Consider the following 12125-nt stretch of genomic DNA (forward strand, 5'->3'; position numbering starts at 1 on the left):
CGTGCTCCTGGAACTTGAGTGGGAAAAGGCGGACGCGCCCGCCTCCCCCTCGGGGAGCAGGTCAGGCCCTGGCGATGCACACGATGGCTGACGTCACGAGACCATGACCCCTACCCTTCCGCTTCCGCCAGCGGCCGCTCGTAGGCGGCCATCATGGCCATGTTCAGGATCTTCGACACCGAGGCCGACAGCGGGCAGATCTGCACCGGCTTGGACAGCCCCAGCAGCAGCGGCCCGACCACCGTCGCCTCGCCCAGCGACTGCAGCAGCTTGGTGGAGATCGACGCCGAGTGGATGGCCGGCATGATCAGCACGTTGGCCGGCCCGGACAGGCGCATGAACGGATAGTTCTCCCGCGCGTGCGGATCCAGAGCCAGCTCCGGCGGCATCTCGCCCTCGTACTCGAAGTCGCAGCCGCCGCGCTTGTCGAGCAGTTCCACCGCCTCGCGCACCTTGGCCGATCGCGTGCCCATCGGGCTGCCGAACGAGGAATAGGACATGAACGCCAGCCGCGGGGTGAAGCCCAGCCGGCGCACGGCCCGGGCCGCCTCGCAGGCGATCTCGACCAGTTCCTCGGCCTCGGGCATCTCGGTGACGTTGGTGTCGGCGATGAAGATCGTCTGACCCTTGGCCAGCACGATGGACATGCCCATCACCCGTCCGCCGGGCGCGGGATCGATCACCCGCTGCACCTCGTCCAGCGCCTGGTCGAAGCTGCGGGTGACGCCGGTGACCATGCCGTCGCCATAGCCCAGGGCCACCATCGAGGCGGCGAAGGAGTTGCGGTCCTGGTTGATCAGCCGCTGCACGTCGCGCTTCAGGTAGCCCTTGCGGCTGAGGCGGCCGTACAGGAAGTCCAGGAACTCCGGATTGTGCCGCGAGACCCGGGCGTTGATGATCTCCAGCTCGACGTCGGCGGGGTCGAGGCCGGCCAGGCGCATGTTCTCCTGCACCAGTTCCTCGCGGCCGACCAGGATGGCCTTGCCCAGGCCCTGGCTCTGGAAGGCGTAGGCCGCGCGGATCACCGACGGCTCCTCACCCTCGGCGAAGACGATGCGCTTGGCCGGCGCCGACTGCACGGCGCCCGAGATCTTCTGCAGGAAGCCGGCGGTGGGATCGAGCCGCCGCGCCAGGGACTCGCGATAGGCGTCCATGTCCGGGATCGGCCGGCGCGCCACGCCGGTGTCCATGGCCGCCTGGGCCACGAACGGCGGGATGTACCAGATCAGCCGCGGATCGAACGGCGAGGGGATGATGTACTCCGGTCCGAACCTCAGGTGCCGGCCGTGATAGGCGGCGGCCACCTCGTCGGGCACATCCTCGCGCGCCAGCGCCGCCAGGGCGTGGGCGCAGGCGATCTTCATGTCCATGTTCACCCGCCGGGCGCGCACGTCGAGGGCGCCGCGGAAGATGTACGGAAAGCCCAGCACGTTGTTGACCTGGTTGGCGTAGTCGCTGCGGCCGGTGGCGACGATGGCGTCCGGGCGCACGGCGTGGACCTCTTCCGGGGTGATCTCCGGATCCGGGTTGGCCATGGCGAAGATGATCGGATTGGGGGCCATGGTGCTGACCATGTCCTGGGTCAGGGCGCCCTTCACCGACAGGCCGAAGAACACGTCCGCGCCCTTCATGGCGTCGGCCAGGGTGCGCGCGTCGGTCTCCACCGCGTGGGCGCTCTTCCACTGGTTCATGGACTCGGTGCGGCCGCGCCAGATCACGCCCTTGGTGTCGACGGCGATGCAGTTCTCGGGCTTCACGCCCATCGCCTTGACCAGCTCCAGGCTGGCGATGCCCGCCGCCCCGGCGCCGTTCAGCACCAGCTTGATATCCGCCAGCTTGCGGCCGGTGATCTCGCAGGCGTTCATCAGCCCGGCGGCGGAGATGATCGCCGTGCCGTGCTGGTCGTCGTGGAACACCGGGATGTCGAGCAGCTCCTGCAGCTCGGTCTCGATGCGGAAGCACTCGGGGCTCTTGATGTCCTCCAGGTTGATGCCGCCGAACGAGACGCCGATGTTCTTGACCACGGTGATGATCTCGTCCGGGTCGGTGGCCGAGACCTCGATGTCGATGGAATCGACGTCGGCGAAGCGCTTGAACAGCACCGACTTGCCTTCCATCACCGGCTTGGAGGCCAGGGCCCCCAGGTTGCCCAGGCCGAGGATCGCCGTGCCGTTGGAGACCACCGCCACCAGGTTGCCCTTGGAGGTGTAGTCGTAGGCGAGGTCCGGATCGTCGGCGATGGCCAGCACGGGAACGGCCACGCCCGGCGAATAGGCCAGCGACAGGTCGCGCTGGGTGGCCATCGGCTTGGTCGGCACCACGGCGATCTTGCCCGGCGTCGGATACTTGTGAAAGGCCAGGGCCTCGTCATCGGTAAAGGTGCGTTTTTCAGCGTCGCTCATGCGGCTGTCTTTCCTGGGCGCCGGGCTTGCGTGGCCCTGCGCTCCCCCCTCAAGATACGAAAAAGGCGCGCAACCTAGCGGCCACGCCTGCGCGCGACAACCAGCCATGGCGTGAGCTTTCGCTACGGAACCCGCTCATGGCGCGGCTTTCGTCCCCGCAATCGCCCTCGAATGGATTGACCGTCGGCCGCGGGTGGCGCGAATAGGCGGCCCTGTCCCCTCCGGCGCGCCCGGCGGGCAATTCTTCGCTTTCGTCGATGGATCCCCGCGCATGGCCGACCGTCCCCCTATCCGCATCGGCGTCGCCGGCGCCCTCGGCCGCATGGGTCAGGTGGTGAGCGACCTCGCCCGCAAGCGTGCCGACATGCAGGTGGTCGCCCTGTTCGACCGCCCCGGAACCGAGGGCCAGGCCTGCGGCCCCGACGTGCTGGTCACCGCCGACGAGGCGCTGAAGGCGTCGGATGTGGTGATCGACTTCACCATCGCCTCGGCCTCGGCCGGGCTGGCGCGCCGGGCCGCCGAGATCGGCGACGTGGCCCTGGTGATCGGGGCCACCGGCTTCACCGAGGAGGACGAGGCGCCGATCCGCGCCGCCGCCCAGCGGCTGGCGATCGTCAAGTCGGGCAACTATTCGCTGGGGGTCAACATCCTGGCCGAGCTGGTCGAACAGGTCGCCCGCCGCCTGCCCGCCGAGGACTGGGACGTCGAGGTGCTGGAGAGCCATCACCGGCGCAAGATCGACGCCCCCTCGGGCACCGCCCTGATGTTGGGCGAGGCCGCGGCCGAGGGCCGGGGCGTAGGCCTGGGCCAGGTCGCCGCCCGGGCGCGCGACGGCATCACCGGCGCCCGGCGCGAGGGCGACATCGGCTTTGCCGTGCTGCGCGGGGGCGGCATCGTCGGCGAGCACTCGGTGGTGTTCGCCGCCGAGGACGAGATCCTCACCCTGTCGCACTCGGCCCGCGACCGCGGCCTGTTCGGCCGCGGGGTGATGGCCGCCGCGGCGTGGGTGGCCGGCCGGCCGCCCGGCCTCTACGACATGAAGGACGTCCTCGGCTTCCGGTCCTGACCATGGCCGAATTCTTCGACCTCGACGCCACCGCCCAGCTGGCGATCCTGGAAAGCCGGCGGGTCAGCGCCGCCGACCTGCTGGAGGCCACCCTGGCGCGCCACGCCCAGGTCAACGGGCGGCTGAACGCGGTGGTGGCGCAGGACCTCGAGCGCGCCCGCGAACGCGCCCGGGCGATGGACGACCGCCGGGCCAAGGGCGACCCGATGGGTCCGCTGGCCGGCCTGCCGATGACCATCAAGGACACCTTCGACGTCGAGGGGATGCCGGCCTCCTCCGGCCTCGACGTCCTGCGCCGCCGGCGCGCCCGAGACGCCGCCGCCGTCGGCCACATCAAGCGCGCCGGCGCCGTGGTCTGGGGGAAGACCAACACCCCCGTGATGGCCGGCGACTGGCAGACCTTCAACGCCCTCTACGGGACCACCAACAATCCCTGGGACCTGGAACGCACCTGCGGCGGCTCCTCGGGCGGCGCGGCGGCGGCGCTGGCGTCCGGCATGACCGCGCTGGAGCTGGGCTCGGACATCGGCGGCTCCCTGCGCGTGCCGGCCAGCTTCTGCGGCGTGTTCTCGCACAAGCCCACCTGGGGGCTGGTCTCGCAGATCGGCCACGTGCCGCCGGCCCCCGGCGCCCATGCCGAGCGCGACCTCAACGTGGTCGGACCGATGGCCCGTTCGGCGCGCGACCTGCGCCTCTTGCTATCGGTGATCGAGAACGGACCGCTGGCCGCCAAGGCGCCGCCGGCCGAGCTGCGCGGCCTGAAGGTGGGGCTGTGGACCGAGGAGCCGGCCTTCCTGCTGGATCCCGACGTGCGCGGCGTGGTGGAGGGCTTCGGCGAGGCGCTGCGGACGCTGGGCGTCGACGTGCGGCCGATCAAGAGCCCGGTGGATGCGCCCAGGCTGCTGGCCGCCTACCAGGTGCTGCTGGGCGCGCTGGTGGGCACGGATCTCGAACCGACCCAGCGCCGGCGGCTGGAGCGGCTGCGCGGACCGGCGAAGCTGGCGCGGGCCTTCGGCCTCAGCCCGGGCGGCTGGCCGGACCTGACGCTGGCCTACACCGCCAGCCACGCCGAATGGATCGAGGCCAACGAGACCCGCGCCCTGTTGGGCGACCAGATCAGCGACGCGTTCACGGCGTTCGACGTGATCATCGCCCCCGTCGCGCCGGTCGCCGCCTTTCCGCACGACCATCGGCCGTTCCAGAAGCGCATCCTGCGCGCCTCGGACGGGACGCAGATGCCCTATACCGCCATGCTGCGCTGGATCGCCCTGGCCACCGCGCTCGGCCTGCCGGCCACCGCCATGCCGGCCGGGCGCTCCGCGGAGGGGCTGCCGGTGGGCGTGCAGATCATCGGCCCGCGCGGCGCCGACAGCCGCTGCCTGTCGATCGCCGAGGCGCTGGAGGAACGGCTGGGCGGCTTCGAGCGGCCGCCGGCGCTGGAGACCCACTGAACCGGCGCGCGCCGGCGCGGACTGCGGGTCAGCTGGCGCCGGTCGAGCCGAACCCGCCGGCCCCGCGCGCCGTCTCGTCCAGGCTCTGCACCTCTTCCCACACCGCCTGCTCCACCGGGGAGATCAGCAGCTGGGCGATGCGGTCGCCGCGGCGGATGGTGAAGTCCTCGGCGCCGTGGTTGATCAGGATCACCTTCACCTCGCCGCGATAGTCGGCGTCGATGGTGCCGGGACTGTTCAGGCAGGTCACGCCGGCCTTCAGCGCCAGGCCCGAGCGCGGGCGCACCTGGCCCTCGTAGCCGCGCGGGATGGCCATGGTCAGGCCCGTGGGCGCCGCCGCCCGATCGCCCGGGCGCAGCACCATCGGCGCGTCCTCGGGCACGGCGGCGCGCAGGTCCATGCCCGCGGCGTCACGCGTCTCGTAGGCCGGCAGGGGGATGCCCTCGGCATGCGGCAGGCGGGCGATGGCGACTTTCGGGTTCACGGTCTACCTCAGGAATTCGGCGATGCGGTCGGCGAGGCGGCCCGCCACCTCGGTCTTGGAGGCCTTGGGCCAGTGCTCGACGCCGCGGGCGCTGACCAGCAGCACCTCGTTGTCGTCGCCGCCCATGATGCCGTCCTGGCTGACATCGTTGCCCACCACCCAGTCGCAGCCCTTGCGGCTGAGCTTGGCGCGGGCGTTGGCTTCCAGGTCGTTGGTCTCGGCGGCGAAGCCCACCACCAGCCGCGGGCGGGCGGGACCGGGCCGCGAGAGCGTGGCCAGGATGTCGGGGTTCTCCACCAGCCGGATCACCGGCGGGCCGTCGTGGCCCTTCTTCAGCTTGACGCCGAACACCTCATCCGGCCGCCAGTCGGCCACCGCCGCCACGCACACCGCCGCATCCGCCGGCAGCGCCGCCTGGCAGGCGTCGAGCATCTCCACCGCGGTCTCGACATTGACCCGGGTCACCCCGGGCGGCGTCTCGACCGCCACGGGGCCGGCCACCAGGGTCACGCGCGCGCCCAGCCGGGCCAGGGCGCCGGCGATGGCGAAGCCCTGCTTGCCGCTCGAGCGGTTGGTCAGCACCCGCACCGGGTCCAGCGGCTCGGCGGTCGGCCCCGCGGTCAGCAGCACGTGCCTTCCCGCCAGGGGGCCGGGCCCCGTCAGCAGCCCCGCCTGCGGCAGGGCCAGGGTCGTCCGGCCGGCCAGCAGGCGCTGGATCGCCGCAAAGATCGCTTCCGGCTCGGCCATCCGGCCGGGGCCGAACTCGCCGCAGGCCATGGCCCCGTCGTCGGGGCCGACGATCTCGACGCCGTCGGCCTTCAGGGTCGCCAGATTGCGTTGCGTGGCCGGGTGCAGCCACATGCGCACGTTCATCGCCGGCGCCATCAGCACCGTCTTGTCGGTCGCCAGCAGGGTGGTGGAGGCCAGGTCGTCGGCATGGCCCTGGGCCGCCTTGGCCATCAGGTCGGCAGTGGCGGGCGCCACCACCACAAGGTCGGCCGAGCGCGACAGCTCGATGTGGCCCATCTCGTGCTCGTCGGTGAGCGAGAACAGCTCCTGATAGACCTTGTCCTCGGCCAGCGCCGCGAGGGACAGGGGGGTGACGAACTGGGCGCCGGCGCGGGTCAGGATCGGCCGCACGCCGATCCCCGCCTTGCGCAGCAGGCGCGTCAGCGCCAGCGCCTTGTAGGCGGCGATGCCGCCGCCGACGATCAGCAGCACGCGGCCGGCGGCGCCGTCACCTGCGCCGGAGCCGTCACCCTTGCTGGAGTTGAGGTCGCTCAAGGCCGGGCTCCCGCTGGCAGAACCGCCCGCTGTTTACCCGAACACAACCTCTGGACAAACGCCTTAACTTGTTCTTTCTTTGTTCGATAAGTTCTCCCCATGAGGGTATGACACTGGAGGGATTCATGAGGATTGTGCTTCTGGCGGGCGCACTGGGCGCCCTGACGCTGGGTCTGGCCGCATGCGGCGGGCATCCGACGGCGGTGCAGAGCAAGGACGTACAGGCGTCCGGCGGCGGTCAGGCCGACAGGTCCGGCGCCGGCGGCGAGAGTGGCGGCGGCAACGAGAGCCGCTCGGCCGACGGTGCGCCGGTGCGCCAGGTCAACGGCAAGCCGGTGTGGGCGGCCAACAAGCGCCACGGGGCGGAGGACAACGCCCAATACCAGTTCGGCAAGCATGGCTCCGAATTCGGCGCGGCCAACGAGGACGACTACGTCACCCGGGTGCACGCCTTCGTCGACAACCCGCCGTCCGGCGCCGAGACCATCAACCGCAGCAACGGCGACCGGCTGATTTATGACGCCCATAGCAACACCTTCGCCGTGGTCGCCAAGGACGGCGCGCCGCGCACCATGTTCAAGCCGCACGACGGCGCGGCTTACTGGGCCCAGCAGAAGACGCGCGAGGCCGACCGCGGCAAGGGCAAGGGTGACAGCGCCGACAGCTAGGGCGGGGCGAGGCAGGGCGGATCCGGCATTCCGCCGAGATCCGCTCCAACGGCTTGAAATCGATCAGATCTATCGTCGCGGGACGGTTCCGCCCGAAGGCGGCGTGAACTAGCGATGCAGCCAGCTAGCGATGCAGCCAGTATGGGGCGGCGAAGAAGGCGGCGAGGAAGAACAGGGCCGCCGTCAGCACGCCCAGCAGGAAGGCGACGTTGGACGGCACGTCGCCCTCCCGCGCCGGCGCGGCCGTCGCCGCCTGGGCGGCCGGCGGCCGAGCCCCGGTCTCGGCGCCGTACGCGACCGGTGATGCGCCTGCGTCCGAGGCGGCGCCTTGCTCGGCGGCGCGGGCGAGGGCGCCCACCACCGCGCGGGCGTCGCTGACCAGGCGGCGGGCCCGGGTCGCGGGCGAGAGCTCGCGCAGCATCCAGCGGCGAACCACGGGATCGGCGGCGGCCCAGATGTCGGAGCCAGGGTCGATGCGCCGCGCGACGCCCTCGACGGTGACCATGGTCTTCTGCAGCAGAACCAGTTCGGGGCGCAGGCGCATGTCGAACAGGGCGGTGATCTCGAACAGCTGCGCCAGCAGCCGGCCCATGGAGACGTCGGCCGCCTTGCGCCCGAACACGGGCTCGCCCACCGCCCGCAGCGCCTGGGCGAAGGCGGCGCGGTCGTGGCGCGCCGGCACGTAGCCGGCCTCGAAGTGGGCGTCGGCGACGCGGGCGTAGTCGCGCTGCAGGAAGCCCCAGAGGATCTCGGCCAGGTAGCGCCTGGCCTCCGGGGCCAGGCGGCCGACGATGCCGAAGTCCACCGCCATGATCTCGGCCGGCGCCTGCACGAACAGGTTGCCCTCGTGCAGATCCGCATGGAACACGCCGTGATCCAGGGCCTGCGCCAGGAAGGCGCGGATCAGGGTCTGCGCCAGGCGCCGCCGGTCGAGTCCGGTCTGCTCCAGCGCGGCGGGATCGGACAGCGGCAGACCGTCGGCCCACTCCAGGGTCAGCACCCGCCTGGCGACCCCGTCCCACACCACCCGCGGCGCGCTCATGAAGCCGTCCTGCGCCAGCACGGCGCGCAGCTCGTCGGCGCCGGCGGCCTCGAAGCGCAGGTCGAGCTCCAGTTCCAGCGCCCGCCCGACGGTGGCGGCGAGGGCGGCCGGCTCCAGCCGCCGCGACGCGGGGGCCCAGCGTTCGGCCAGGCGGGCGGCCAGGGTCATGGCGGCGATGTCGCCCGCCACCTGACGCTCGACCCCCGGCCGCAGGACCTTGACCGCCACCTTGCGGCCATCGGCCAGGCGGGCCGGATGCGCCTGGGCCAGGGAGGCCGCCGCGACCGGGGCGCCGAAGTCTGCGTAGAGGCTGTCCAGCGGACGGCCGAGGGCGTCGGCGACGCTCGCCCGGGCGACGGCGTCCGGGAACGGCGGCAACCGGTCCTTCAGGTGCGCCAGGTCATCGGCGAAGCGGGCGCCGAAGATGTCGGCGCGGGTCGACAGGAACTGGCCCAGCTTGATGCCGACCGGGCCCTGCCGTTCCAGCGCCCGCGCCAGCCGCTCGCCCGGCCGGCCCTTGCGCGCCTCGCCGCCGGCGAACAGGCGCAGCATCCCGGCCACCGCGCGGGGTCCCGGCGGCAGGGCCTCGCCGAGTTCGCGCGGCAGGAGGGCGTCGGCGCGCACCAGGCTCCAGCCCGCGCCGATCAGCCGCAAATAGGTGGAGATCCCCACGATCTGGCCCGCCATGCAGCCGTCAGACGGCCCAGCCCTGGTGCAGGGCCGCGACCCCGCCGGAGAAGTTGGTCACCGACACGCGCGAAAAGCCCGCCTCGCGCATCATGCCGGCCAGGGTCTCCTGGTCGGGGAAGCGGCGGATGCTCTCCACCAGGTACTGGTACGAGGCCCGGTCGTTGGCCACCCGCGCGCCGATCGCCGGGATCACCTTGAAGGAATAGGCGTCGTAGAGCCGCGCCAGCGCCTCGGTGGTCGGCCGGGAGAACTCCAGGCACAGGAAGCGCCCGCCGGGCTTGAGCACCCGCCGCGCCTCGCGCAGGGCCCGGGCGATGTCGGTGACGTTGCGCAGACCGAACGAGATGCAATAGGCGTCGGCCACGGCGTCCGGCAGGGGCAGGTTCTGGGCGTCGCCCACGGACCAGGCGATCTCGGGAGCCCCGCCGCGATTGCGCCCGGCGGCCACCATCTCGGCGTTGTAGTCGACGATGACGATGCGGGCGTCCGCGCCGCCGCGCCGGGCCTTGGCCGCGCGCGCCATCCTGGCGAAGCGGTGCGCCATGTCGCCGGTGCCGCCGGCGCAGTCGATGATCAGCTCGCCGGGCTGGGCGTTCATCCGCGCGGCGGCGGCGTCCTTCCACAGCCGGTGCACGCCGCCGCTCATCAGGTCGTTCATCAGGTCGTAGCGGCGCGCCACGCTGTCGAACACGGCGCGCACCATGCCGGGCTTTTCCCGCGGGTCGACGTCCTGGAAGCCGAAAGTGGCTTGGGTCTGGCTCATGCCGACCCTCTTAAGCCGGGCGCGCCGGCAACGCCAGCGACCGCCGACCGCGCCGGCCGCCGTCTGCCGACATGGCCATGGCGGGCGACTTCGGCTACGCAGATCGGATGCCCGAGCTTCCCGAGGTCGAGACCGTGCGCCGCGGACTTGAGCCGACCCTGGCCGGCGCCCGCCTCGTCCGCGTCGAGGCCCGCCGGCCCGACCTGCGCTTTCCCTTTCCCGAGGGCTTCGTCCAGCGCCTGACGGGGGCGCGGATCGAGCGGCTGGACCGGCGCGCCAAGTATCTGCTGGCGCCCACCGACCGCGGCCAGACCCTGGTGATGCACCTGGGCATGACCGGCCGCTTCGAGATCGACGATCCGCGCGCCGCCAGGCCCGAACGCCCCGGCGACTTCGCCCTGGCCGCGCCTGCCGACCCCCGTCACGCCCACGTGCTGTTCGAGACGGACGCCGGCGCCAGGGTCACCTATTTCGACGCCCGGCGGTTCGGCTACATGGATCTGGTCGACAGCGAGGGCCTCGAAGCCAGCCGCTGGTTCGGCGGTTTGGGTCCCGAGCCCCTCGGCCCGGCCCTCACTGCCGCCCACCTCGCCGCCGCCTTCAAGGGCCGCAAGCAGGGGCCCAAGACCCTGCTGCTGGACCAGCGGATCGTCGCCGGGCTGGGCAACATCTATGTCTGCGAGGCGCTGTGGCGCGCGGGGATATCGCCGTTCAAGCCGGCGGGCGCGATCCGGCGGCCGAAGATCGACGCCCTGGTCGACGCCATCCGCGCCGTGCTGGCCGAGGCCATCGAGGCCGGCGGCTCGACGCTGCGGGACTATGCCGGGGCGGACGGGGCCCTGGGCTATTTCCAGCACAGCTTCCAGGCCTACGGCCGCGAGCACGAGCCTTGCCAGCGGCCGGGATGCCGGGGCGTGATCGCCCGCGCCGTCCAGGGCGGCCGCTCAACCTTCTACTGTCCGGAGCATCAGACATGACGGCCGGGGCGCCAGGGATGAAGCGATGCGTCCGGCTCGGCCTCGCGGGCCTGCTGGTCGCCACGCTCTGCCTGGCGGCCGGCGCCGCGGCGGCCAGGCCGCCGGTGTGGGTGGTGCGCGGCAAGCATGCGACGATCGTGCTGTTCGGCTCGGTGCACGTCCTGCCCGCCGGCCTGGACTGGCCGCCGCCGGCTCTGACCGACGCCCTGGCCAAGGCCGACGAGCTCTGGTTCGAAATCCCCATCACCCCGGCCGCCCAGGAACAGGCCGCCGCCCTGACCCAGTCCCAGGGGCCGTTCCCGCCGAACGACAGCCTGGCCAACCACCTGACGCCGGCCCAGTCGGCGCGGCTGCGGCGGGTGGCCGAGCGGCTGTCGCTGTCCACCCTGGCGCTCGACCGGATGAAGCCCTGGCTGGCCGAGGTGACCATCTCCCTGGCCATGGACGCCCGTTTCGGGGCCAGCGCCAGCGACGGGGTCGAGACCCGGGTCCAGGCCCTGGCGCCCGTCACCGCCCGCCGGCGCGCCTTCGAGACGGTGCCGCAGCAGATCGGCTTCCTGGCGGGCGCGCCGATGGACACCCAGATCGCTTCGCTGGACGAGACCCTGGGCGAGATCGAGGATCGCCCGGACACCTACGACAAGGTGATCGGCGACTGGATGGCCGGCGACGCGGCCGCCATCCGGGCCGACGCGCTGGACCCGCTGCTGCAGGCGGCGCCGGTGCTGTACCAGCGGCTGATCGTCGAGCGCGACCGGCGCTGGACCCGCACCATCCGCCAGCGCCTGAAGGGCCGTGGCGTGGTGGTGATGGTGGTGGGCGTCGGCCATCTGGTGGGCCCCGACAGCGTCCCGGCCATGCTTCGCGCCCAGGGCGTTGCGGTCGACGGCCCGTGACGTCGCAAATGCCGCAGCCGGCGCATTGACCCGCGCGGGTCCTTCCCGTATATCCGCGCCTCCCGTTTTTGAGAGGGGCGCGGCCGAAGGCGGCCTGCCGTCCCTGTATTCGAGGTCTAGAGGTTCATGGCCAATAACCCCGGCGCCAAGAAGGCGATCCGCAAGATCGCCCGCCGTACCGAGGTCAACAAGGCGCGCCGCTCGCGCATGCGCACCTTCATCCGCAAGTTCGAAGAGGCCCTCGCCGCCGGCGACGCGGCCGTGGCCAAGACCGCCTTCGTGGAGGCCCAGTCCGAGCTGATGCGGGCTGTCGGCAAGGGTGTGCTGCACAAGAACACCGGCTCTCGCAAAGTGTCGCGGCTGGCGGCGCAGTTGAAGAAGCTGGCCGTCGCCTAAATCCTG

11 protein-coding genes are annotated in these 12125 nt (G+C 72.2%); 6 read left to right on the forward strand and 5 right to left on the reverse strand.

Annotated elements, in window-relative coordinates; all coding sequences use genetic code 11:
- Nucleotides 1-110: 110 nt before the first annotated feature.
- On the reverse strand, nucleotides 111-2402 hold the full coding sequence (locus ACO2Q3_RS19645) for an NADP-dependent malic enzyme (RefSeq protein WP_423309662.1): 2292 nt from the start codon (nucleotides 2400-2402) through the stop codon (nucleotides 111-113).
- 271 nt (nucleotides 2403-2673) lie between these two features.
- Between ACO2Q3_RS19645 and dapB the strand changes: the two genes are divergently transcribed.
- Both dapB and ACO2Q3_RS19655 read left to right on the forward strand, forming a co-directional pair.
- Nucleotides 2674-3468 carry a 4-hydroxy-tetrahydrodipicolinate reductase gene (gene dapB / locus ACO2Q3_RS19650; protein ID WP_423309663.1) on the forward strand — a complete coding sequence of 265 codons (795 nt, stop codon included), beginning with the start codon at nucleotides 2674-2676 and terminating at the stop codon, nucleotides 3466-3468.
- Between the two features lie 2 nt (nucleotides 3469-3470).
- Complete coding sequence (locus ACO2Q3_RS19655; protein WP_423309664.1) at nucleotides 3471-4919, forward strand: amidase family protein; 1449 nt, start codon at nucleotides 3471-3473, stop codon at nucleotides 4917-4919.
- A 28-nt stretch (nucleotides 4920-4947) separates the two neighbouring features.
- Here ACO2Q3_RS19655 and dut read toward each other — a convergent pair whose 3' ends face one another.
- Nucleotides 4948-5403, reverse strand: a complete 456-nt coding sequence (gene dut, locus ACO2Q3_RS19660; RefSeq protein ID WP_423309666.1) for a dUTP diphosphatase — start codon at nucleotides 5401-5403, stop codon at nucleotides 4948-4950.
- A gap of 3 nt (nucleotides 5404-5406) precedes the next feature.
- A complete protein-coding gene (gene coaBC / locus ACO2Q3_RS19665; protein ID WP_423309667.1) occupies nucleotides 5407-6687 on the reverse strand; it encodes a bifunctional phosphopantothenoylcysteine decarboxylase/phosphopantothenate--cysteine ligase CoaBC in 1281 nt (426 codons plus the stop codon).
- A gap of 125 nt (nucleotides 6688-6812) precedes the next feature.
- Here coaBC and ACO2Q3_RS19670 point away from each other — a divergent pair, with 125 nt between their 5' ends.
- Nucleotides 6813-7355, forward strand: coding sequence for a hypothetical protein (locus ACO2Q3_RS19670; RefSeq protein WP_423309669.1), 543 nt, complete (start codon nucleotides 6813-6815; stop codon nucleotides 7353-7355).
- 124 nt (nucleotides 7356-7479) lie between these two features.
- Here the strand turns inward: ACO2Q3_RS19670 and ubiB are convergent, their stop codons facing one another.
- Both ubiB and ACO2Q3_RS19680 read right to left on the reverse strand, forming a co-directional pair.
- On the reverse strand, nucleotides 7480-9084 hold the full coding sequence (gene ubiB / locus ACO2Q3_RS19675; protein ID WP_423309671.1) for a 2-polyprenylphenol 6-hydroxylase: 1605 nt from the start codon (nucleotides 9082-9084) through the stop codon (nucleotides 7480-7482).
- Between the two features lie 7 nt (nucleotides 9085-9091).
- Nucleotides 9092-9850, reverse strand: coding sequence for a class I SAM-dependent methyltransferase (locus tag ACO2Q3_RS19680; RefSeq protein WP_423309673.1), 759 nt, complete (start codon nucleotides 9848-9850; stop codon nucleotides 9092-9094).
- Nucleotides 9851-9957: 107 nt separating this feature from the next.
- Here ACO2Q3_RS19680 and mutM point away from each other — a divergent pair, with 107 nt between their 5' ends.
- The 3 genes from mutM (at nucleotide 9958) to rpsT (ending at nucleotide 12119) form a co-directional block, all read left to right on the forward strand.
- Nucleotides 9958-10827: a bifunctional DNA-formamidopyrimidine glycosylase/DNA-(apurinic or apyrimidinic site) lyase gene (gene mutM / locus ACO2Q3_RS19685; RefSeq protein ID WP_423309739.1), complete on the forward strand. Its 870-nt coding sequence runs from the start codon at nucleotides 9958-9960 to the stop codon at nucleotides 10825-10827.
- 17 nt (nucleotides 10828-10844) lie between these two features.
- A complete protein-coding gene (locus tag ACO2Q3_RS19690; protein ID WP_423309675.1) occupies nucleotides 10845-11723 on the forward strand; it encodes a TraB/GumN family protein in 879 nt (292 codons plus the stop codon).
- A gap of 126 nt (nucleotides 11724-11849) precedes the next feature.
- On the forward strand, nucleotides 11850-12119 hold the full coding sequence (rpsT, locus tag ACO2Q3_RS19695; RefSeq protein WP_423309677.1) for a 30S ribosomal protein S20: 270 nt from the start codon (nucleotides 11850-11852) through the stop codon (nucleotides 12117-12119).
- The last annotated feature ends 6 nt before the right edge of the window (nucleotides 12120-12125 follow it).

It is taken from the genome of Caulobacter sp. KR2-114, assembly GCF_049446115.1.
Classification (GTDB): domain Bacteria; phylum Pseudomonadota; class Alphaproteobacteria; order Caulobacterales; family Caulobacteraceae; genus Acaudatibacter.